Source organism: bacterium (assembly GCA_030693325.1).
In the GTDB taxonomy this organism is placed as follows: domain Bacteria; phylum Patescibacteriota; class Minisyncoccia; order UBA6257; family MFKM01; genus MFKM01.
Genome location: JAUYAV010000011.1, coordinates 129674 through 150496, shown reverse-complemented (window position 1 = coordinate 150496; position 20823 = coordinate 129674). Strand labels below are relative to the sequence as shown.

General features: G+C 38.5%; 24 protein-coding genes. 16 read left to right on the top strand and 8 right to left on the bottom strand.

Going from position 1 to position 20823, the window contains the following annotated elements; genetic code table 11:
- Nucleotides 1-12 precede the first annotated feature (12 nt).
- From Q8N22_01450 to Q8N22_01430, 5 genes are read left to right on the top strand one after another with little or no spacing between them, the layout of a single operon-like run.
- Nucleotides 13-270 (top strand): GIY-YIG nuclease family protein, encoded by a 258-nt coding sequence (locus tag Q8N22_01450; protein MDP3052604.1) that lies wholly within the window; start codon nt 13-15, stop codon nt 268-270.
- Between the two features lie 58 nt (nt 271-328).
- Nucleotides 329-1354: a sigma factor-like helix-turn-helix DNA-binding protein gene (locus Q8N22_01445; protein ID MDP3052603.1), complete on the top strand. Its 1026-nt coding sequence runs from the start codon at nt 329-331 to the stop codon at nt 1352-1354.
- A 25-nt stretch (nt 1355-1379) separates the two neighbouring features.
- Nucleotides 1380-2627, top strand: coding sequence for a hypothetical protein (locus Q8N22_01440; GenBank protein MDP3052602.1), 1248 nt, complete (start codon nt 1380-1382; stop codon nt 2625-2627).
- Between the two features lie 56 nt (nt 2628-2683).
- Entirely contained in the window at nt 2684-4204 is a 1521-nt protein-coding gene (locus tag Q8N22_01435) for a type IV secretion system DNA-binding domain-containing protein (protein ID MDP3052601.1), read from the top strand.
- Nucleotides 4205-4222: 18 nt separating this feature from the next.
- Entirely contained in the window at nt 4223-4795 is a 573-nt protein-coding gene (locus Q8N22_01430) for an elongation factor P (protein ID MDP3052600.1), read from the top strand.
- A gap of 230 nt (nt 4796-5025) precedes the next feature.
- On the opposite strand, the gene Q8N22_01425 is transcribed toward Q8N22_01430, so the two are convergent.
- Both Q8N22_01425 and Q8N22_01420 read right to left on the bottom strand, forming a co-directional pair.
- On the bottom strand, nt 5026-5487 hold the full coding sequence (locus tag Q8N22_01425) for a hypothetical protein (protein MDP3052599.1): 462 nt from the start codon (nt 5485-5487) through the stop codon (nt 5026-5028).
- 319 nt (nt 5488-5806) lie between these two features.
- Nucleotides 5807-6337 carry a hypothetical protein gene (locus Q8N22_01420; protein ID MDP3052598.1) on the bottom strand — a complete coding sequence of 177 codons (531 nt, stop codon included), beginning with the start codon at nt 6335-6337 and terminating at the stop codon, nt 5807-5809.
- Nucleotides 6338-6481: 144 nt separating this feature from the next.
- Here Q8N22_01420 and mnmA point away from each other — a divergent pair, with 144 nt between their 5' ends.
- The 11 genes from mnmA to rpsI all read left to right on the top strand — a co-directional run bounded on the left by mnmA (nt 6482) and on the right by rpsI (nt 12941).
- A complete protein-coding gene (gene mnmA, locus Q8N22_01415; GenBank protein MDP3052597.1) occupies nt 6482-7633 on the top strand; it encodes a tRNA 2-thiouridine(34) synthase MnmA in 1152 nt (383 codons plus the stop codon).
- Nucleotides 7634-7702: 69 nt separating this feature from the next.
- Nucleotides 7703-9220 carry a ComEC/Rec2 family competence protein gene (locus tag Q8N22_01410; GenBank protein MDP3052596.1) on the top strand — a complete coding sequence of 506 codons (1518 nt, stop codon included), beginning with the start codon at nt 7703-7705 and terminating at the stop codon, nt 9218-9220.
- A gap of 36 nt (nt 9221-9256) precedes the next feature.
- Nucleotides 9257-9478 (top strand): translation initiation factor IF-1, encoded by a 222-nt coding sequence (gene infA, locus Q8N22_01405; protein ID MDP3052595.1) that lies wholly within the window; start codon nt 9257-9259, stop codon nt 9476-9478.
- 2 nt (nt 9479-9480) lie between these two features.
- Complete coding sequence (rpmJ, locus tag Q8N22_01400) at nt 9481-9594, top strand: 50S ribosomal protein L36 (protein MDP3052594.1); 114 nt, start codon at nt 9481-9483, stop codon at nt 9592-9594.
- Complete coding sequence (gene rpsM, locus Q8N22_01395; protein ID MDP3052593.1) at nt 9594-9980, top strand: 30S ribosomal protein S13; 387 nt, start codon at nt 9594-9596, stop codon at nt 9978-9980. Before rpmJ ends, rpsM begins: the two co-directional genes overlap by 1 nt.
- A gap of 12 nt (nt 9981-9992) precedes the next feature.
- Nucleotides 9993-10445 carry a 30S ribosomal protein S11 gene (gene rpsK, locus Q8N22_01390; protein MDP3052592.1) on the top strand — a complete coding sequence of 151 codons (453 nt, stop codon included), beginning with the start codon at nt 9993-9995 and terminating at the stop codon, nt 10443-10445.
- Between the two features lie 5 nt (nt 10446-10450).
- Nucleotides 10451-11062: a 30S ribosomal protein S4 gene (rpsD, locus tag Q8N22_01385; GenBank protein ID MDP3052591.1), complete on the top strand. Its 612-nt coding sequence runs from the start codon at nt 10451-10453 to the stop codon at nt 11060-11062.
- A 27-nt stretch (nt 11063-11089) separates the two neighbouring features.
- Complete coding sequence (rpoA, locus tag Q8N22_01380) at nt 11090-11812, top strand: DNA-directed RNA polymerase subunit alpha (GenBank protein ID MDP3052590.1); 723 nt, start codon at nt 11090-11092, stop codon at nt 11810-11812.
- Nucleotides 11813-11814: 2 nt separating this feature from the next.
- Nucleotides 11815-12123: a 50S ribosomal protein L17 gene (gene rplQ / locus Q8N22_01375; GenBank protein MDP3052589.1), complete on the top strand. Its 309-nt coding sequence runs from the start codon at nt 11815-11817 to the stop codon at nt 12121-12123.
- Between the two features lies 1 nt (nt 12124).
- Nucleotides 12125-12466 carry a 50S ribosomal protein L13 gene (rplM, locus tag Q8N22_01370; GenBank protein ID MDP3052588.1) on the top strand — a complete coding sequence of 114 codons (342 nt, stop codon included), beginning with the start codon at nt 12125-12127 and terminating at the stop codon, nt 12464-12466.
- A 7-nt stretch (nt 12467-12473) separates the two neighbouring features.
- Nucleotides 12474-12941 (top strand): 30S ribosomal protein S9, encoded by a 468-nt coding sequence (rpsI, locus tag Q8N22_01365; GenBank protein MDP3052587.1) that lies wholly within the window; start codon nt 12474-12476, stop codon nt 12939-12941.
- A 294-nt stretch (nt 12942-13235) separates the two neighbouring features.
- Here the strand turns inward: rpsI and Q8N22_01360 are convergent, their stop codons facing one another.
- The 6 genes from Q8N22_01360 to dnaG all read right to left on the bottom strand — a co-directional run bounded on the left by Q8N22_01360 (nt 13236) and on the right by dnaG (nt 20810).
- Entirely contained in the window at nt 13236-15095 is a 1860-nt protein-coding gene (locus tag Q8N22_01360; GenBank protein ID MDP3052586.1) for an alanine--tRNA ligase, read from the bottom strand.
- A gap of 30 nt (nt 15096-15125) precedes the next feature.
- A complete protein-coding gene (locus Q8N22_01355; protein ID MDP3052585.1) occupies nt 15126-16052 on the bottom strand; it encodes a hypothetical protein in 927 nt (308 codons plus the stop codon).
- A 6-nt stretch (nt 16053-16058) separates the two neighbouring features.
- Complete coding sequence (locus tag Q8N22_01350; protein MDP3052584.1) at nt 16059-17468, bottom strand: radical SAM protein; 1410 nt, start codon at nt 17466-17468, stop codon at nt 16059-16061.
- 71 nt (nt 17469-17539) lie between these two features.
- Nucleotides 17540-17686, bottom strand: a complete 147-nt coding sequence (locus Q8N22_01345) for a hypothetical protein (protein MDP3052583.1) — start codon at nt 17684-17686, stop codon at nt 17540-17542.
- A gap of 164 nt (nt 17687-17850) precedes the next feature.
- A complete protein-coding gene (locus tag Q8N22_01340) occupies nt 17851-19089 on the bottom strand; it encodes a sigma-70 family RNA polymerase sigma factor (GenBank protein MDP3052582.1) in 1239 nt (412 codons plus the stop codon).
- Complete coding sequence (gene dnaG / locus Q8N22_01335; GenBank protein MDP3052581.1) at nt 19086-20810, bottom strand: DNA primase; 1725 nt, start codon at nt 20808-20810, stop codon at nt 19086-19088. Before dnaG ends, Q8N22_01340 begins: the two co-directional genes overlap by 4 nt.
- Nucleotides 20811-20823 lie beyond the last annotated feature (13 nt).

The following is a 20823-nucleotide window of genomic DNA, read 5'->3' as shown; positions in this document are numbered from 1 at the left end:
AGAAACCTGCTTATGTGGTACGTCTATGTCTTACAAAATCAAAAGGGGCATTGGTATATTGGCTCAACCAAGGATTTGCGAAAAAGAATTTTAAGGCATAATTCAGGCAAGAATAAATCTACAAAATATGGTATACCCTGGAAGCTTATTTATTGTGAGGTTTCTTTAAATAAACAAGATGCTCGAGCCAGAGAAAAATATCTTAAATCGGGAATGGGTAGAAGATACTTAAAAAATCGCCTAAAATTCTTTTTCGCCAAAGGTTTCTAACGGGGTTGACTTTTTTTTTAGAAGTGGTATTCTTTACCATAGTAGTAAATTATTTAATATGGTTAAAGAATTAGACAATTTTACAAACAATCTTTTAGCCCGTTTGGAAAAACGCCAACGGGAAATTTTGATTGAAAGATTCGGTTTGAGAGACGGCGAAGGAAAAACTCTCCAGGAAATCGGGGATAGTTTTAACATCACCCGCGAAAGAGTGAGACAAATCGAAAACCAGGGGATGGAGAAATTAAAAAGTTATCTTAACAAAGAGGAAGTGAGCAATTTAATAGAACCGGTGAAAAACCATTTGGTTTCCGCCGGCGGTTTGAAACGCGATGACCTTTTAATCCAGGAATTAAAACATCTGACCGCTAAAGAAAATTGGCCGAAATTTTTTGAGCGCAAATTGCGATTTATTTTTACTTTGAATGGCGAGCCGAAGTTTTCGGAAGCGGATGAAACTATGCACGATTTTTGGTATCTTCAGGAAGAAATCAAAAATAAAGCTTTGAAAAAAATCAGAGAAGTTGCGGATTTTTGCGAAAAATTCGGTCCGGAAAAAATAATTGACAAAAAAATTCATTTGGCTCGTTTTGAAGATTTATCCGCCGTTAATTATTTGTCCTTATCAAAAAATTTTGATGTTAATGTTTTCGGAGATTTCGGCTTGAGTCATTGGCCGGAAATCAATCCCAGAGTCATCAGCGACAAGGCATATTTGGTTATCAAAAAACACAGCCAGCCCCTGCATTTTAGGGAACTTACCCAAAAAATCAATAATTTGGCTTTTGACCACAAAAAGGCCTACCCCCAGACGGTTCATAATGAGTTAATTAAAGACAATCGTTTTGTTTTGGTGGGGCGGGGAATTTACGGTTTGAAAGAACAGGGTTATGAGCCGGGAACAGCACGGGAGGTTTTGATCCGGATTCTAAAAAAACACGGGTCTCTTGATGCTCAAAAAATTGTTGCCTTGGTCCGAAAAGAACGGTTTCTTCGCGAAAACACCATTCTCTTGAATCTTTCGAATAAGCGTTACTTTGAGAAATTGCCCGATAATCGTTATACTTTAATTAAGGAGGCGTAGTTAATAAAATCAAAACCTTAATTTTATGGCAGCCGATAATTTAAATGGAATTCTCCAGATTGTTTTTCGCATTTTGGCGGCGAGCTGGTGGATAGTTTTGCCGCTGGTTCTTTTGTTTATTTTTTTGGATTTCTGGCTGATGACTGTCCGCCGGGGATACATGCTTAAAATCAAATGGAAACTTTTAGAAATTAAAATCCCCCGCGAGATTTTGAAAACCCCGAAAGCCATGGAGCAGGTGTTTGCCGCCGCCCACGCCATCTATTCCGGGAAGATGAAATTCTGGGATAAGTGGTGGAAAGGAAAAGTGGATGATTGGATGTCTTTTGAACTGGTTGGCAACGCCGGCAAAATTCATTTTTACATAAGAGTCGCGGAACCGTTTCGGAATCTTTTGGAATCGGCCATTTATGCCCAATATCCGGATGTGGAAATTGTTGAATCGGAGGACTATGACGGCTTATTGCCGTCAATTTTGCCCGATAAAGTTTATGACGTTTGGGGGACTAATTTTATTTTAGCCCGCGAAAACGCTTATCCTATTCGGACCTACCCCTATTTTGAAGAAAAAGTAGAAGAACAAAGATTAGACCCCATAGCGGCTATCACTGAGACGATTTCCAAACTTAAAGAAGACGAAATGATTTGGCTTCAGTTTTTGATCAGGCCGACCGGAGACGAATGGAAAAAGGAAGGAGAAAAAATAACAGACAAATTAATCGGCCGGAAAGCCGACAAAGAACGGACTCTGCTGGAGGAGCTGGGAGAATTTTTTCTAAATTTGATAAAAGCGCCGGCTGTCCATCCGGTTTGGTCTGAGGAAAATAAGGAGTCATCGCCTGCCGGTCCTTTGACCCCCGGCGAAAAAGACGTGATTAAGGCCGTGGAAGAAAAAATTTCCAAATTGGGATTTGAAGCGGCTTTGAGATTTGTTTATATAGACAAAGCCGATGCCTTTACCCGTTCCAACGTTTCCGCTATCCAGGGAGCGCTCTGGCAATTCAACACCCAGAATCTCAACGCTTTTAAAGCTGACGGCTCGGTAACTACCAAAGCCGATTTTCCTTTCAAGGCCCAAAAGATTTTTTATCGCAAGCGCCGGATTTTTGACGGCTATAAGGCTCGTTCATTCCCTAAAAAATTTTCAATTTTTAATACCGAAGAACTGGCCACGGTTTATCATTTCCCGACGACTTCCGTGGAAGCGCCGACCTTGCACCGTTTGGAATCCCGGAGAGGCGAGCCGCCGGCGGAATTGCCGATTGTGGAATAAAGAGCTTTCTTTTTTTGTGGTAGAATTTGATTACACTTTCGGCTTATAAATTTGACATGGAAAATAATGAAGTAACAATGTTTGCCCAAACCAATTTCCGTAATCAACGGGTGAAATTCGGCATAAAAACCGACGACCGCAGACGGCATATGTATGTTATCGGGAAAACCGGCGTGGGGAAAACCGAAATGTTGGAAAATATGGCTTTAGCCGATATTAAAGCCGGTCGGGGAATAGGTATTATTGATCCCCACGGCGAATTTGCCGAAAAAATTTTGGAATTAATTCCGGAATCGCGGATGGACGACGTGATTTATTTTAATCCCGCCGATATAAATTTTCCGATGGCTTTTAATCCCTTGGAATTAACCGACCCGGAATTGCGCCATCTGGTCGCTTCGGGCATTATGAGCGTGTTTAAAAAAATCTGGCCCGATGTTTGGTCAGCCCGGATGGAATACATTCTTAATAATTCTTTATTGACCCTTCTGGAATATCCCGGCTCCACTTTGTTGGGGATTATGCATTTATTAGCCGACAAAGAATATCGGAGAAAAGTCGTGGAAAATCTTCAGGATCCGGTTATCAAAAGTTTCTGGGTTGATGAATTCGCCCGCTACACCCAACGCTTGGAAACCGAAGCGGTGGCGGCTATTCAAAATAAAGTCGGTCAGTTTATCGCTAATCCTTTAATCCGCAATATCATCGGCCAGCCGCATTCCACTTTTGATATCAGGAAAATAATGGATGAAGGAAAAATTTTTATCGCCAATCTTTCCAAAGGGAGAATCGGTGAAGACAATTCGCGGCTTTTGGGGGCCTTGATGATTACCAAAATACAATTGGCGGCGATGTCCCGGAGCGATATTGCCGAAAACAAGCGGAGAGATTTTTATCTTTATGTTGACGAGTTCCAGAATTTCGCCACCGAGTCATTCGCTAATATATTATCCGAAGCCCGGAAATACCGTTTGGATTTGATTTTGGCGCATCAGTATATCGGGCAACTGGTTGGTAGCGACAAAAGCACAAAAGTCCGAGACGCGGTTTTTGGTAATGTCGGAACTATTGTTGTTTTCCGCGTGGGAGCGGAAGACGCGGAATTTTTAGAAAAAGAATTTGAGCCGGAATTTTTGATCAATGATTTAGTCAATCTTCCCAAATTCAATATCTACACCAAATTAATGATTGACGGAATCGCTTCCCGGGCTTTTTCCGCCGAAACTCTGCCTTTGGAAAAGGCGCCGGCTGATAATCTTAGGGATGTTATAATTGAAAATTGCCGTCATCGTTATAGTCTTCCCAAGGAGATTATTGAACAAAAAATTGCCGATCAAATGAACAAGAAAGAATCGATTGAACAAAAAATTGTCCGCCGCGATGAAATGCCTTTGGAAAAAGTTCTGGGTCCTCGCCAGCCGGCTGAAACGCAAAAACCACAACGTCCGGCGAGTCAGTTTAGTCAGCCGGCGACTAATCAAGAGAGACCCGTCCGGGAAAGAGCTGAAGTAAATATTGGAGACCTGCAAAAAGCGATAGAGGAGGCTCTAAAAGATAAAGAAGAAAAACACGAATAAGTTTAAAATTTATTAATTATGCTTTCCATTAATGATTTGAAAACCGGGAGTTTTATCGTAATCGACGGAAGTCCTTTTGTGGTTTCAGAGGTTAAGCATTTACACATGGGTCGCGGCGGCTCCAGCGTCCAGACCAAAATAAAAAATCTTCAGACCGGCCAGCTTTTCAGCCGGAATTTCAAGCCGGCCGACAGTTTTGAAGAAGCTGAAATTGAAAAAATGAAATCGCGTTTTCTTTATGAAAGCCGCGGAATTTATTGGTTTAATGAAACTGACAATCCTAAAAATCGTTTTTCTTTCAATAAAGAAGAGCTGGGCGATGAAATTACCAATTTTTTAAAACCCAATTTAGAAATTGTCTCTCTGAAATTCCAGGATAAGATTCTTAGCATTGAATTGCCGATTAAAGTTGATTTCAAAGTGTTGGAAGCGCCGCCTTCTATCCGCGGCGACACGGCGCAGGGCGGCAACAAGCCGGTCACCATTGAAACCGGCGCCAAAATTCTTGTTCCGCTTTTTATTGAAGAAGGGGATACTATCAGAATAAACACCCAGACAGGGGAATATGCGGAAAGAATTGAAAAGGCCTAAGGTTGGTATCGTAGAAAATCTTTTTTCCGCCAGCCATTTCCATTCGGATAAATTATTCTCGTTCGTCGTCAGAAGTTGACGAAAAATATCGAACTCAACCTCCGCTTCGCCCCGCTAAGCGGGGCTTCGCTTCGGGATTCAAACAGCGATATTTTTCTACTTCTTCCTCCTCACTCGGTAATTTATGACCTCATTTCAACAGGCTGGTTGCGAAAATATTTTCTACTCTTTTAGTTGATAAAATAAATCGGGATTATATCTTCTATAGAGCATTTTAGAAATATTCCGATTTGATATTCTAACTCTTTTTTAATCTTTCTTATTTTATCAATGTCTTTATCGCTTTGTTTTTTATTTGGGTTCTTTTTTAATTCAATAACCGCCAAATTATTGTCTAGTCCAATTTTTCCTCTGTGATGGATGATAATGTCAGGATAAATAGTCACGGCTTTTCCATCATCGCTACTTACGGGTTCGGGAAATAAACCAATTTTTTTGGGGTTGTATAGTTTGTCTCCGACGCGATTATATTCGCAATCAATATCCCATTCGGGGAATAATGGTGTTAAGCATTCGGCTAATTTATGTGTGATTGAGCGTTCGTTCACATCTTTTTCTAAAAGAAAGTGATGTAAATATATAAAATTAGAAATCGCAATTTTTATTTGATTCTCAAAATCAATCTGATTCATAATATTTTATTTATTTTTCTTTATAGGTTTATTTATTAAATCCCTTAGACCTTAAACATTGTTTGTAATACGATTCGTACGTGGCGACTTCGAATTTATTATTGCCACAATAAGAACAAACTTCTATGGCTTTTTTTTGGGCAGATTCGTGACAATACGAATAAGTCTGTGATGGTCTTATCTGCAACCAATAAAATAATACAAGTACTATTAGAAATATTGAAATTATCTTCCAGTACTTTATTAGAATTTTTTTAATTTTTTCTTTCATAGATTTTTTAATTTAAGATTTAAGCGACTATTTTATTAATTATTTTTCCTATTCTTTCGGGATATCCGAAGGCGGATTCTCTTGTTTTTTAGGATAGTTTATAAACTTTACCAGAAACCTATTCGCATCTTCTGGCTGTCCCTCTTTTTGGCTCGCTCTTGTTGCTAAACTTCCCAATTTTCGTTTAAGAACCATCGTAAACCCCTCTAGTGTGTCGTAATTCACTGGTGAGTTTTTAAATTTTTCTGGCGAAATCATTTGCGTTTCTGATTCATAGCCGTACTCATTGGCCATAAAATTATTTATCGTCTTTTCTTTATCTTCCGCCAACCTTGCGAGGTTGAAAATTTGCAGTACTTTCAGCATCCACGCTTCTTCTCTTATTCCCCAAATATTCTTTGCATTCTCTTCGTTCAGAATAATATCATCAATAGAAAAAGCTGGAATCTCACCGGAATCCCTAAGCTCATAATATGGCCTTTCATTGGATTTATCCACTATTCTCCAAAAATTTCCGCTACTGTTTTTACATCCAATTTCCTTAAGGTTTTTGCTGATTGCATGGTTAAAATATAGCATAATTTATTTATTGTTTTTTAATTATTTTTCGGAAATATTTATCCGCGACCTTTATGCCCCCTCTACTATAGGCCCTAGGATTCAAAAGCTTGTCATTTTCTTGATTTTTGAGGGTTTTTGGGCAATTATATAGGAGAATCTTTTATGACAAAATCTCCCAAAAATAAGGTTTTCGTGGCAATGTCCGGCGGGGTAGACAGCTCCGTAGCCGCGGCGCTGTTGAAAAAACAGGGCTATGATGTGACCGGCGTCTTTATGAAAAACTGGACCCAGCCGGTGGAAACTTATTCCAAGAAGAAATCTCTTTGCTGGATTGACGAAAGACGGGACGCCATCAGAGTCGCGGCCAAGCTCGGCATTCCGCTTCTAACTTTTAATTTTGAAAAAGAATACCGGAAATGGGTGGTGGATTATATGTTCCGGGGATACAAAGCCGGCCGAACTCCCAATCCTGATATTCAATGCAACAAACTCATAAAATTTCCTCTTTTTTTGAAACGAGCCAGAAAAATGGGCGCGGATTTCATCGCGACCGGACACTACATTAAACTTAAAACTAAAAACTTAAAACTAAAAACTTTTTATAAACCCTATCAAGCTAAAGATAAAGAAAAAGACCAAAGTTATTTTTTATGGACCTTAAATCAAGAGCAATTAAAATACTGCCTTTTTCCGATAGGCGATTATTTGAAATCTGAAGTGCGGCAGATGGCGGAGAAATTAGGATTACAAAATGCTTTGAAAAAAGGCACTTCAGGTATTTGTTTTATCGGCGAGGTGAAACTTAAGGAATTTCTGAAAAAGAAAATTAAGGAGAAGCCAGGCAAAATTATCACTACCGAAGGTAAAGTCGTCGGCCGGCATCCGGGAATTTTTTATTTCACCATCGGTCAGCGGCACGGCCTGGAGGTTTCCGGCAAAAAACCCTATTACGTGGCGGCTAAAGACGTCAAAAACAACGTTTTAATCGTGGCTGAGGGCGAAAATAACCCGGCGCTTTATAAAAAAGAAATTAAATTAAAAGACGTGAATTTTATCAACCCCGATTATTTTTCTTCTCTAATTCGCGCGAATAAGAGAATAGGAGTTTTAGCAAGAGTACGATATAGACAACCGTTAGCGAAAGCGGAACTAGTAATTAGTAACAAGGAATTAGTAACTAGAAAGAATAGAAAACCCCTAGTTGCTAGTTACTGTTTATTATTTGCTAAACCCGTCAAATTCGTAGCTTCCGGCCAATCAGCGGTTTTTTACAGCAAAGCAGGCGAGATGTTAGGCGGGGGAATAATATTCTAAAATTAATTTACTATTGTAATTCCACGATCGTGGAATTACAATAGTAAATTTTAAATTCAAGAAACTTATATGCATTCCTACGACATTTTCTTTTTTGGTATTGTTTTCTTTTTGATTGGAGTTTTAGCCGCCAGCTTTGGGATTAGGTTTCTAATTATTATTGTCGCCACTATGCTTTTAGCGGCGATTTTTTTGTTTTTAGACCGCGTCCAAACTATCCCGATTCCATCGAGGACTCTCGACGAAGTCGGAGCAAATTTATCCGAATCTACAAATCCTCCTACTAAAATGTGGGTGATTTTGGCGATTATTTCTGTTTTTATTCTTCTCGGCGCCGGCTACTACAAATGGGACGATTCAAAATTCAAAGACATTAAAATAGATTTTAATAAAGAAATAAATTTCAGCGGATTAGTGGTTGACGATCCTCAATATAGTTCTAACACTCAAAATTTGACCGTTCAGCTTGGCGAACCACGCCGAGGCAGAATCTCGGTTAAATTAATGCTTTATCCCAAGTTTCATTATGGAGATGAGTTGATATTCAAGGGAAAAATTGAGAAACCTTCAGATTCGTTTATTGGTCAAATAGACAGCTCTTATGTTAATTATTTAGCCAAAGAAAAAATTAACGGTTTATCCGGTTTCCCCGAAGCCAAATTGGAAAAATCCGGGATGGGCTCAAAAATCAAATCAGCTCTTTTTAATTTTAAACACTCAATCATTGATTCTTACCAGAAAGTTTTGCCTCCCAATCAAGCCGCCCTTTTAGCCGGCTTGATTTTTGGTGAGCGCGGAAATTTAGACAAGGATTTCAAGCAGGCCATGAGTTTGAGCGGTACCACTCATTTAACGGCTCTTTCTGGTCAGAACATCACTATTATTGTTGTGGCGATAGCCGCGGCTATTGGTTTTATTTTTCCGCAGTCCATGACTTTTGCAATAACCATTTTAGTTATTTTAGGTTTTGTGGCCATGACCGGTTTTGACCCCTCGGCCGTCAGGGCCACGATTATGGGTTTTATTGTTTTGCTGGCTAATTTGGCGGGCCGGATTTATGAACCGAGAAACAGCATCGTCTTGGCCGCTTTTTTGATTACGCTTTTTAATCCGAAATCATTGGTTTTTGATGTCGGATTCCAGCTTTCTTTTCTGGCGGTTTTGGGAATTATTTATCTCCGGCCGGCGCTGAAAAAAATATTGAGATTCGGCGATAAACCGGGATTTTTCGCCTGGCGGGAAAATTTTTTAATGACTTTATCCGCCCAATTGGCGACCGCTCCCATTTTGATTATCGCTTTCGGAAATTTTTCTCTCCTGGCCTTAATTTCCAATATTTTAATTTTAATAGCTATTCCTTTAACCATGGCCTTCGGGTTTTTAATCGGTTTTTTTCATTTATTTTCCTATTATTTGGCCTTGCTTTCCGGCTGGCTGGTTTCTCTGCTCTTAACTTACGAAATTTTTATCATTAATTTTTTCGCCAAAATGGCGGCACCGGTTAATTTCAATCTTAATTTTTGGGGCATTTTGCTGTATTATTTGCTCTTAACTCGGGTTATTGTTTATGTGAGGAATAAGGCTTGACTTTTCAGTGTTATATCTCTATTATAGGAAACATTAATGCCATCGGAATCAAACACGATTAAAGTTGAAGGAATCATTGAAGAGGCCTTGCCGGGTTTAACCTTTAGGGTTCGGTTAAAGGAAAATAACCGGGAAATTTTGGCTTATTTGGGTGGGCGGTTGAAGCTCCATCATATAAAAGTGATCCCCGGCGATCACGTTGTCGTTGATATTACTTCTTACGATGACAACCGGGGGAGAATTACAAGAAGATTATAGTTATGAAAGTTCGTTCATCAGTCAAAAAAATTTGTTTGAAATGTAAAACTGCCCGGCGTCGCGGACGGCTTTATATCACCTGTTCCAATCCCAAACATAAACAAAGACAAGGATAATTATGAGATTTTTAGGAGTCAACATTCCCGACAATAAAAAAGTGGAAATTTCTTTATCGTATATTTACGGCATAGGGCCGTCTTCAGCGCGTCAGATTATTAAAGACGCCAAAGTTGACCCGCAAAAAAGAGTCAAAGATTTGAATGCTCAGGAAGTCAGTCAATTAAAAGATTTTATAGAAAAGAAATACAAGATTGAAGGAGAACTTCGCCTGGCAATCAAACAGAATATTAATCGGCTGAAAGAAATTATTTGCTACCGAGGCACTCGCCATTTGAGACGTTTGCCGGTAAGAGGACAGCGGACCAAGACCAATTCCCGGACGGTTCGCGGCAACGTGCGAAAAACGGTAGGTAGTGGTCGGAGAAAATTAGATAAGACATAAAATTAATTTATCATGGGAAAAAAGAAAATAGTCACAAAAACCGAAGAGGCGACCTTAAAAGAAGGCGCTTCAGCTGAAAAAGCGTTAGCCGGTCAAAAAGTCCGGAAAGTTAAACAGCGGGTAGAGTCCGGCCGTATTTATATTCAAGTTAGCTATAATAACACTGTTATTACGGCTACTGATATGAAGGGAAATGTTTTGGCTTGGGCTACCGCCGGTTCTTTGGGATTTTCCGGCCCCAAAAAAGCCACGGCTTTCGCGGCCAGTAAAGTGGCTGAGGCCGTAGCTGAAAAACTCCGACAATCCGGTCCTTCCAGTATTGAGGTTTACATAAAAGGTATCGGCGGCGGCCGCGATTCCGCCCTCAAAGCGTTGGCTAATCGCGGTTTTGATATTGTGGCCATTAAAGACATAACTCCGATTCCGCATAACGGCCCCCGGCCGCGAAAAACCAGAAGAGTTTAAAAATTATGCAAAGAATAACCGAAAAAAAAGAAAGAGCTTTAGGAACCAGACTTTTTTTGAAAGCGTTTCGTTGCAATTCTCCGAAATGCGCCTTGGTTCGTCGTCCTACCAAACCCGGAATTCACGGCAACAAAAAAGGAGGTAAAGGCCGCAGAACGCTTTCGGAATTCGGCCGACAGCTCCAGGAAAAACAAAAAGTTCAGATTTCCTATGGCATCAGCAATCACCAGATGCAACAGCTTTTCCGCGGCAGAAAAGAAACCGGAAAAGTTTTGGAATCATTGGAAAAGCGCTTGGACAATGTCGTTTTTCGTTTAGGCTTGGCTGATTCGCGGATTATCGCGCGCCAATTGGTTAATCATGGACATATTTTAGTAAAAAATAAAAAAGTGTCCGCTCCTTCCTATCAGGTTAAAATCGGTGAAAAAGTGGGCTTGAATTCCAATTCCCGAAAATTGAAAATTTTTGACGGTTTGGAATTAAAAATGAAAAAATTTGAGCAGCCGAAATGGTTGAATTTGGACAAAGAAAATTTGACCGGCGAGTTGATTGACAACCCCCAGGAAATAAATTTGCCATTTGACCTTGATTTAGTCGCCGAGTATTATTCAAGATAAAAAGGTTCGCAAATTTTAATAAAAATTATGGAAAAACTTTATCACAATCTTAGTGAGACAGTAAAGATTAAAAAAATTTCCGATGACGGAACAGCCGGCGTTTTTCATATTGAAGGGCTTTACACCGGATTCGGTTTGACTTTAGGCAACTCTTTGCGCCGGGCTCTTTTTTCTTCTTTGCCGGGAGCCGCCATTACTCAGGTAAAAATCAAAGGTGTTAATCATGAGTTTACTACCATTCCCGGAGTGGTTGAGGACATCGTTGAATTGACTCTCAATTTGAAAAAGGTGCGCTTTAAGTTTTTTGCCGATGAGCCCCAGGTTTTAACCCTTAAGGTCAAAGGAGAAAAAGAAGTTAAGGCCAATGATATCAAAACCAATCCTCAGGTGGAAATTGTTAATCCCGGGCTTCATTTAGCCAGTCTTACCGACAAAAAAGTGGAGTTGGACATGGAGTTGACCGTGGAAAAAGGGTTGGGGTATTTGCCGTCGGCTGACCGGAAAATTGAACGTTTGGCTATCGGCACCATTGTTCTTGATGCTATTTTCTCGCCGGTTACTAAAGTTAATACCTTGGTGGAGAATATGCGTGTTGGTGAAAAAACCGACTACAATCGATTAAAGATTGAAATTGAAACCGATGGTTCTATCTCGCCTTCGGAGGCCTTGCATAAAACAGCCGATGTCCTGAAAGACCATTTTGATAAAGTTTCCGCTGTTTTAGCCGAAGAGGATGAGGAAAAAAAATAAACATGGAAAAACCATTTTTGAAAATTTTAGCCAATAACCTTATTTTGCAGGAAAAAATCGAAACCACTGAAAGTCGGGCAAGGGAACTGCGTCCTTTCGTTGAACACTTAGTTTCCTACGGAAAAAAGCAAAAATTGGCCGTTTATCGCTTGTTATTAAAAAAATTACCAGAAGCGGCCGCGGATAAAATTTATCATGAATTGGCCCCGCGTTATAAAGAGCGCAAAGGCGGTTATCTGCGGGTTATTAAGCATTCTTTAACCCGAAAAAATGACGGAGCGAAAATTGTTACCGTAGAGTTTGTTAAATAATATGGATTACATTTTTGACGCTAAAAATAAAAAATTGGGACGCTTGGCTTCGGAAATCGCCATTATTCTTCAGGGAAAGAAAAATCCCGACTATGAACCAAGATTGCCTGGTACTGATAGGGTGATAGTAAAAAACATCACTGCGATAGAAGTTAGCGGCAAAAAAGAAGAGCAGAAAATTTACTATCATCAAACTGCGGGTTATCTCGGGCATTTGAAGAAAAAAACTTATCGTGAGGTTTTCGCGAAAGAGCCGGCAAGGGTTTTGCGGTTGGCGGTTTTAAGAATGCTTCCCAAAAATAAATTACAGATTAAAAGAATGAAAAGATTAATTATAGAATAAATTTTTTATGGCTGAAAAAATAACAAAAGTAGCAAAAGTAAAAAAAGTTGAAAAAGTAAGCAAGCCTTCGCCTGTTAAAGTTAAAACAGACCGTTATTTTGAAGCGGTTGGCAGAAGAAAAACCGCCATCGCCCGGGTTCGGCTTTACAACCGCGCGGGCGGCGTTTTGGTGAATGAAAAAGATTATCTCAAATATTTCCCCACAGCCCGTCTTCAGCAAATGGCCTTTTCTCCTTTGGAAAAAACAAAACTGAATGGCAAGGCAGATGTCACTGTCAGAGTTTCAGGCGGGGGAATGAGCAGCCAAGCCGAAGCGGTGCGCCATGGTTTATCACGGGCTTTGGTTTTGTTTGATGCTAATTTAAAAGCCCTTATTAAGGGCTTGGGTTATCTAAAAAGAGATCCCCGGATGGTAGAGCGGAAGAAATTCGGTCTTAAGAAAGCCCGTCGCGCGCCGCAATGGGCGAAGAGATAGGGATAGACCCAGCCAAACTTGCCTTCGAAAACAGAAGCAGGACTTCCGCAATTGCCTTTCAGAACCAGAATAATTTTGCTCCAGCGACAAAATTTTCTTTTCCCTCGTCCCGACGGTTCCGATTTCATCGGAAACCAAGCCCGTCGGGACTGCGGGATATTCTTCAAGGCAACTGCGTAAGTCCTACGGCGCTTGGCTATGGAATATTTTCTCAGACAAGTTTGGTTAGGTCAGATTTTAAAATAAAAAGGAGTTAGCCGACGCCAACTCCTTTTTATTTTAGTAGAGATCGTTTTAATCAATAGTTGCTTTAATTCTTCTGATGCCTGCCCCAACCGCTTCTTCTTTGATTATTTTGAACTTACCGATTTCGGAGGTGTTTTTCACGTGCGGGCCGTTGCAGATTTCCTTACTGTAATCGCCGATGGAATAAATTTTTACTTTATCCGGATATTTAATTTTGAAAAAGGCCTTGGCTCCTTCGGCAATCGCTTCTTCTTTTGTTTTTTCTTCAAATCTAACAGGTAAATTTTCTTTGATTTTTTGGTTGACGATTTCTTCAATTTTAGTGATTTCTTCCGGCGTTAATTTTCTTTCAAACGGAAAATCAAAGCGGAAGCGTTCGGGGTTTATATCCGAACCCATCTGCTTTATATTTTCGCCGAATAAATCAGCTAACACTTGGTGGAGCAGGTGAGTGGCGGTGTGAAGCTGGACTATTTTTTGTTTTTCTTCCTCGGTCGCGCCGGTGATTTCGCCGCCATCTTTCAAACCGTGCCCGCCGAATTTTTTTTCCAGCCCGGCCCGGGAAATTTCCTGGTGTTTTTTGAAGGCTTCCCCGCATTCTTTTATTGTTTGATCATCAAATCTGATTCCCCATTCGGTCATAATTTCTTGAGAAAGTTCTGGGGGTAAACCATAAGTTTCGTATATATGAAAAATCTCTTGCCCATCAACCCTTATTATATTATCTTTAATAACCATTCCCTCTGGTAAATTTTCGGGGTCCACTCCTCCTATGGCTCTTCCGTAGATTTTTTTAAGTGCTTTTATTCCTTCGTCTAAGGTTTCTTCAAATTTTTCTTCTTCTTTTTGAATTATAGTTAAAATATCAGCCCCTTTCGATTTAAGTTCGGGATAGACTTCTCTGTAAATTTCAAAAACTTTTTGAGCCAAAGTAATCAGAAAATTTTTTGGCAATTTTAATAATTTACCAAATCTAATTGCTCTTCTTAAAATTCTTCTTAAGATATAACCTTTTTCAACATTAGAAGGAAAAACTCCTTCAGATATCAAAAAAACAGCACTTTTTGTATGATCAGCGATAATTCGTTCACTTCGGTCGGCCAAATCAGAATTTCCAATTTCGAATTTCCAATTTCGAATTTTTTCTATTATTGGAGCAAACAAATCTGTTTCAAAAATTGAGGATTTCTGTTGAAGCACTATAGCTAATCTTTCCAGCCCAGCTCCTGTATCTATGCTTTTTATTGGTAGATTGACAGTATTTCCTTTTTCGTCTCTGCAATATTCTATAAAAACTAAATTCCAAATTTCTAAAAAGCGATTGCAATCACAACCGGGCTTGCAATTATTTTTGCCACAACCAAAATCCTCTCCTAGGTCATAATAGATTTCACTACAAGGACCACAAGGGCCTGTAGGCCCACCTATCCAGAAATTATCTTCTAAGCCGAGTTCCACAATCCTTTCCCTTTTTATTCCTGTACCCATCCAGACCTCCAGTGTTTCTCTGTCGTAGGGAATATTCTTCTCTCCTTTAAAAATACTAACCCACAATCTTTCTTTGTTAATTTTGTAAATTTTAGTAAGTAATTCCCAAGCATAAGATATTGCTTTTTTTCTTCCATAATCTCCAATAGACCAATTTCCTAACATCTCAAAGAAAGTTAATGTTCTATTATTATTACCGACTTTATCAATATCAATCATCCTGAAGCATTTTTGAAAATCAGTGATTCGTTTTGATAGAGGTTTTTTTAGACCCAAAAAGTAAGGTTTGAATTGAACCATGCCGGCATTCACGAATAAAAGAGTAGGATCCTCAGATATCAATGACGAACCGGGTATCCTAAGATGGTCATTTTGTTTAAAAAATTCAATAAATTTTGTTCTAATCTCATTTGAATTCATAATTTTTTGATAAAGATTTAATAATTCTTTTTAAATTTTTAATATTCGACCTATTTTTTTTACGTAGAATGTATCAATTTTTTTCTCTTTTTGCAGATATTGGTCTGTAAGGTCAATAACCATTTTGGTTTGTTTTTTATTGATTTTGGGCAGTGTCTCCCATTTGCTGGAAGTTAATGTTGAAGGTGGACATATTTTAAAAAATTTTATACCAAAAATTCCTGTTGGAAATAATGATCTAACAATAATTTCTTCAGCAAATAATACTTTTGAGTCGTTTTTAAAAAAATTTAAAAGCAGTGGCCGTAAATGATAAGATGCAAGACAACAATGAACATATTCGTGCCAAATAACACCTATAACATAATTTATTTGATGGGTTGGGCAACGAGAAATTTCTATAAGGATACTTTTTCCATCAAGACCCCTTCCTCTTTCTCCGCTAGCAGTATTTGAAGTACCGCAAAGCATTAAATAAATCTTTAATTTTTTTTTAAATGGAACAGGAGCATTAAAAAATTTAATAAGTTTTGTATTGATGAAGTTTATTAAGGAAGACTTGCTAAGTTTTTGAATTTCTATTTCCAATTTTTTTCGCCATTTTTTTAAATTTGGCAAATCTCTCCTATAAATCAAGAAGAATTTATTTTTCCATATTCGAAATACATCGTTCAAAATATTAATTTCTTCCTGCCCAACTTCGTTTTTAAGAGTTTCCCAAGAATTTTTCTCCAAGAAAAAAAATCTACCCAAATATATTTTTGGGAAATTAGCATAATATTTTTTTTTAAATTTTTTTAAAGCAGTGGCTTCTGAGGAAGAAAATGGAAAATTTAGTTCTTTCTTCCAAGGCATAATATTCCATTTTCGATAATGCAAGGGTTCTTTAATTTCAGCAAGATTATGAAGAAAATAATAAAAATTCGCATTTTTATTCAATATCAGTTTAAATTTCATAAAATTTTACGGTTTATTTTTTGCCTCATTCTTAGATGCTAATCTTTTTTCTAGATCCCAAATCATCCATCTTAAGATTTCTTTCATAATCTCACAAGAATATTCTAAGTCAATGCTTCGAATATTTCCACCCACCGCTCTTGCATGGGCTGCGCAAATACCACCACAAATTCCTATAGCAATACAATTAGTACATTCGGGCATATTAACCGGAGAAATGTTTTTCCATTCTTTCGCATAAGTAATACCTTTTTTAGAAAAATAAACACTTCCAAGAAAATTGAAACAAGGACCCTTGTTCCCCTGGGGGTCGATTATTAAACTTCCGTATCGTGAGCCGCAGCGGCAAAAAAGAACTTTTTCCCCTAAAAAATGAATTAGAAATCGTGCAATATAATTATCTAACTTTCCGCGAGATTCTAAATTTTCGTAATTTTTGACGAGAGCCTGTGCAACTTTCTTTGGAGAGGGATAAAGATATAAATATTGAGGTTCTGTTATTATTCCTACTGGCTCAAAATTTATTGAATCAGCTTTTAATTCATCAAGGAAAAATAAGATATTCTTTTCAACTGCTTCAATATTTTGAGAGTTAAGGACCGCTACTGTCCCTAAGTTTTTACATCCTGCTTTTTGAAGGAGATGCCAACCCTTAATAGTATCTTCGAAAGTGCCTTTATCATTTGGATACACTCTACATGAATTATGATATTTTTTCGTCCCATCAATAGATACCCCAATAACAAAATTATATTTAGCAAAAAATTCTGCGATTTCTTGATTGACCAATGAACCATTTGTGTTAATTCGGAAAAAGATTTTTTTATTTGGATATTCAGTATTAATATATTCAACAATTTCTTTAATTATTTTAAAATTAATTAATGGTTCGCCACCAAAGAAACAAATATACTGAGGATTAGGAGAAGATTTAAAGAAAAAATTGACTGCTTCCCTCGCTACTTTAAAAGACATTAATTTTGGCTGGAGCGAATGAGTATCGATACTGTGTTCCAGGCAACAATATTTACACCGATAATTACATCCCGTAGAAACGAGGAGGTACATTCCCATCGGTTGATATTTTATTTTTTTTAATCCATTTTTAATTTTTTCTCGGAATTTTTCTCCACTAAAATTTGAGTAAACCAAAAATTTTTCTTTCTTCAATTCACGGATGAGTTTTTTTATTTCTTCTGGATCATGGTCGCAATTTATTAATTTACGAACAAGAATTTCTTCTTCAATCAGTTTGTTTGTCAAACGATAAACTGCCGAGAGTTCCTTCCCTCCATAACATTTTTTTAAGGTTAAGGCGTTATATAAACACCAATTCCTCTCCTTTTTTAAACAGAATATATAATTCGGGTGGGTTAATTTTTTGCTTAGTATCTCTTTTTGCTTTCTTTTTTTCATAAAAATTAAAAATTTCCTCCGCGCCTTTTTGGGCAGAATTTTATCGCCTATCAATCACCCATTTCACTTTATTATTTGATTTTAGGTGTTTTTCCTGCCGCTATTAATGGCGTAACGCTTTCTGCAGTATAAATAAAAGTCTTAGCTTTACTTGTTATAGGATAGCATTTCTTAGCTTGGCGAACTTTCACAATTTTAGTTTGTATTTTTTTTCTCATTTTTAAAAGAAATAAATTTTATCGACTTTTTCTATCATCAGCATAGAATTTTTAATCAAATCTGTCAATGATATTAATATTAAGAAGAGGGGACGATGGTATGTCCTTTTTCCTTAAAAAATTCCAGAAATAAATTTCGTATTTCTTTGCTGGTCATTAGATTTTTAGTATCCCTCCAATTTTCCAATTTCTTTATGCTGGCGGATTTTTTCCAAGGACTTAGCTTCAATCTGCCGGATTCGCTCCCTCGTCACCCCGAATTCCTTGCCGACTTCTTCAAGGGTGTGGGTGACATTGTCTTCCAAGCCAAAACGCATGCTTAAAATCCTTTGTTCCCTCGGCGAAAGGTCGCTGATAATTTCCTTAAGCTGGTTTCTTAAAAGCGTATGGCTGGCTAATTGTTCTGGCGTTAAACTTTGGTTATCCGGGATAAAATCAGACAGAGTGACTCCTTCGCTCTCATTTTCATCCAAAGGCATTTCCAAAGAAATAACTTCCTGGGAAATTTTTTGGATATAATGAATTTTGCTGACTTCAATTCCCATCTCATTGGCGATTTCTTCCGCTAATGGCATCCGTCCCAATTCCTGGGTGAGCTTCCTTTTAATCTGGGTGTATTTGGAAATGGTTTCCACCATATGAACGGGAATACGGATGGTCCGGGACTGGTCGGCTAAGGCGCGGGTGATGGCCTGGCGGATCCACCAGGTGGCGTAAGTGGAAAATTTAAAACCTTTGCGGTAGTCAAATTTTTCCACGGCGCGGGAAAGCCCGATATTGCCTTCCTGAATCAAATCCAAGATGCTTAAATTGGGGCTGCGGTGAACGTATTTTTTGGCGATAGAAACCACCAGCCGGAGATTGGCTTTCATCAGTTGCTGCCTGGCTGCTTCTTCTCCTCTCTCCTTTCTTTTAGCCAAGGACACTTCTTCCTCGGCTTTTAAAAGGGGAGTTTTGCCGATTTCCTTAAGATACATCTGGACGGCATCAGGCAGGGTTTCACGAACATTGCTGTGTTCTTTCTCAATCGGGTCTTCCGAAGTTTTGATGAATTGTTCGGTTTCAATTACCCCGATGCTGCTTTTTTCTAAAATTTCATATATTTTTTCCAAAAGGGGAATGTTGTGTTCAATATCGGGGAAGAAATAAAGGATTTCCAAATCAGTGATATATTTTTTACTCTTGCCCCTCTTGATTAAAGTATCTAACTTTTTTTTATCTTTTCCTTTAAATTCAAAATCTTCCTCAATAAATAGGATTATTTTTTTTTGTTTTTTGGGAGATTTTTTGCCGTGCTGAGCTTTTGAGCGAAGGCGCAATCTTAGCTTGGCTTTTTTCCCGGGGAGCTTATTTTTTCTTGTTTTTGTTTTTTTTACTTTCTTTATTTTTTTTGATTTTTTCATTTGTTATTTTTTAAATTATTAATTTCTTGGGAAATATTTTGAAATTTTTTCAAAGAATCATCCAGGAGGTTTTTATCGTTTTTTTCCTGGGCTGATTTTATTTCTTTTTGCATTTGATGACCCTGGTTTTTTAAAAATTCTATTTTTAAATGTTTGATTAATTCTTCTGATTCTTTTTGCAAAGCCGGCTCATCAAGATCGGAAAATTCATAACTGGAACGGAGATCCAAGAAGGAAATCAGTTCGTTTTTTGCCCCGCTCTGAAGCAATGAAGGGTCGTCCAAGAATTTTTGCCAATCAGCGGGAAAATAATTGCGGTTTTGAATAACATCAGGGAGGAACTCGGGCTTGGATAGAATCAATGACAAAAGTTTTTGGCAAAGCAAATTCAATCGCGAGGGTTTGATAATTTCTTTATTATTGACTTCTTCAATATCAGCTGAGGCGGAGGATTTGATTTTGATAGTGACCAGCTCGTAGGTTAGGACTTTTTCTTCAATTCCGGATTTCAAGGCGAGCTCTTTCAGCCAATGTGCCTGCTCAATGGCGCTTTTAATGGTCTTGATGTGGCGTAATAAATGGCGGATGTTGCTTTTTTTGGCTGCCCAGTCAAGATTGCTTTTAAAATAAAAATCAAAAAGGCAGATAAAGGCCAGCTGGGTTTTTTCCAGGGCTGTTTTGAGATAATCGGGATTTTTTTCCGCCGCTTCCGCCGGGTCTTTGTATCCGTTTAGATCAAGAACTTTAACATTAAAATCAAAATCGCTAAAGAGATCCAAACCGCGCTCCAGGGCTTTGATGCCGGCTTCATCTTTATCAAAACTTACAATTAAATTTTCGGCTAACCTTTTCAGATTTTTCAGCTGGTCTTGGCTCAAGGCGGTGCCGGAAGTGGCGACCACGTTTTTAATACCCGACTGCCAGGCCATCAGAAAATCCATTTGTCCCTCAACCAAAAAAGCGGTCTGTGTGTGGCCGATTTCCGATTTGGTTTTATGAAATCCGTAAAGAACTCGGGATTTATTAAAGAGCGGGGTTTCCGGGCTGTTGACGTATTTGCCTATTTCCGGACTTTCAAACTGGGGCAGAATCCGGCCGGTGAAAGCGATAACCTTGCCGAAATTATTATAAATGGGGAACATTATCCGGTTATAGAATCTGTCCAGATATTTTCCTTTTTCGGTTTTAATGGCCAAGCCGGCTTTGGCAATATCATTGATATTATAGCCGAGATTAATCAGATATAAAATCAAATTTTCGCCGCCAGCCGGCGCGAATCCGATTTCAAATTCTTCAATGGTTTTCTGTTGAAGAGCCCGTTTTTTCAGATATTCCAGTACGGCCGGAAATTTAGCCAGCTGTTCTTTATAAAAATTTTTGGCTTTTTCGTTGAGGTCGTAAAGAGTATTAAATTCTTTTTGGTCCTGGAGATTAAGGCTCTTCAGCTCCACCCCTGCTTTTTCCGCCAGAACCCGCAGAGCTTCATAAAATTCCAGATTCTCATATTTCATCAAAAACTTAACAACATCGCCGCCCTCGCCGCAGGAACCGAAGCAGTGCCAGATTTGGCGCTCCGGGGAAACAATAAACGATGGTATTTTTTCCTGATGAAAAGGGCAGGGAGCTTTGAAATTTTTGCCGGCCGGCTGAAGCGGAATATAGGACTTAATAAAGTCAACAATATCAATTTTTCCCTTGATTTCTTCTAAAGGAGTGAGCATGTTATTTGTATGA

What these genes read in the sequence shown, in the direction of transcription:
- Q8N22_01450 (MDP3052604.1), top strand. Translation starts at nt 13, where the DNA reads ATGTGGTACGTCTATGTCTTACAAAATCAAAAGGGGCATTGGTATATT.
- Q8N22_01445 (MDP3052603.1), top strand. Translation starts at nt 329, where the DNA reads ATGGTTAAAGAATTAGACAATTTTACAAACAATCTTTTAGCCCGTTTG.
- Q8N22_01440 (MDP3052602.1), top strand. Translation starts at nt 1,380, where the DNA reads ATGGCAGCCGATAATTTAAATGGAATTCTCCAGATTGTTTTTCGCATT.
- Q8N22_01435 (MDP3052601.1), top strand. Translation starts at nt 2,684, where the DNA reads ATGGAAAATAATGAAGTAACAATGTTTGCCCAAACCAATTTCCGTAAT.
- Q8N22_01430 (MDP3052600.1), top strand. Translation starts at nt 4,223, where the DNA reads ATGCTTTCCATTAATGATTTGAAAACCGGGAGTTTTATCGTAATCGAC.
- Q8N22_01425 (MDP3052599.1), bottom strand. Translation starts at nt 5,487, where the DNA reads ATGAATCAGATTGATTTTGAGAATCAAATAAAAATTGCGATTTCTAAT.
- Q8N22_01420 (MDP3052598.1), bottom strand. Translation starts at nt 6,337, where the DNA reads ATGCTATATTTTAACCATGCAATCAGCAAAAACCTTAAGGAAATTGGA.
- mnmA (MDP3052597.1), top strand. Translation starts at nt 6,482, where the DNA reads ATGACAAAATCTCCCAAAAATAAGGTTTTCGTGGCAATGTCCGGCGGG.
- Q8N22_01410 (MDP3052596.1), top strand. Translation starts at nt 7,703, where the DNA reads ATGCATTCCTACGACATTTTCTTTTTTGGTATTGTTTTCTTTTTGATT.
- infA (MDP3052595.1), top strand. Translation starts at nt 9,257, where the DNA reads ATGCCATCGGAATCAAACACGATTAAAGTTGAAGGAATCATTGAAGAG.
- rpmJ (MDP3052594.1), top strand. Translation starts at nt 9,481, where the DNA reads ATGAAAGTTCGTTCATCAGTCAAAAAAATTTGTTTGAAATGTAAAACT.
- rpsK (MDP3052592.1), top strand. Translation starts at nt 9,993, where the DNA reads ATGGGAAAAAAGAAAATAGTCACAAAAACCGAAGAGGCGACCTTAAAA.
- rpsD (MDP3052591.1), top strand. Translation starts at nt 10,451, where the DNA reads ATGCAAAGAATAACCGAAAAAAAAGAAAGAGCTTTAGGAACCAGACTT.
- rpoA (MDP3052590.1), top strand. Translation starts at nt 11,090, where the DNA reads ATGGAAAAACTTTATCACAATCTTAGTGAGACAGTAAAGATTAAAAAA.
- rplQ (MDP3052589.1), top strand. Translation starts at nt 11,815, where the DNA reads ATGGAAAAACCATTTTTGAAAATTTTAGCCAATAACCTTATTTTGCAG.
- rplM (MDP3052588.1), top strand. Translation starts at nt 12,125, where the DNA reads ATGGATTACATTTTTGACGCTAAAAATAAAAAATTGGGACGCTTGGCT.
- rpsI (MDP3052587.1), top strand. Translation starts at nt 12,474, where the DNA reads ATGGCTGAAAAAATAACAAAAGTAGCAAAAGTAAAAAAAGTTGAAAAA.
- Q8N22_01360 (MDP3052586.1), bottom strand. Translation starts at nt 15,095, where the DNA reads ATGAATTCAAATGAGATTAGAACAAAATTTATTGAATTTTTTAAACAA.
- Q8N22_01355 (MDP3052585.1), bottom strand. Translation starts at nt 16,052, where the DNA reads ATGAAATTTAAACTGATATTGAATAAAAATGCGAATTTTTATTATTTT.
- Q8N22_01350 (MDP3052584.1), bottom strand. Translation starts at nt 17,468, where the DNA reads ATGAAAAAAAGAAAGCAAAAAGAGATACTAAGCAAAAAATTAACCCAC.
- Q8N22_01345 (MDP3052583.1), bottom strand. Translation starts at nt 17,686, where the DNA reads ATGAGAAAAAAAATACAAACTAAAATTGTGAAAGTTCGCCAAGCTAAG.
- Q8N22_01340 (MDP3052582.1), bottom strand. Translation starts at nt 19,089, where the DNA reads ATGAAAAAATCAAAAAAAATAAAGAAAGTAAAAAAAACAAAAACAAGA.
- dnaG (MDP3052581.1), bottom strand. Translation starts at nt 20,810, where the DNA reads ATGCTCACTCCTTTAGAAGAAATCAAGGGAAAAATTGATATTGTTGAC.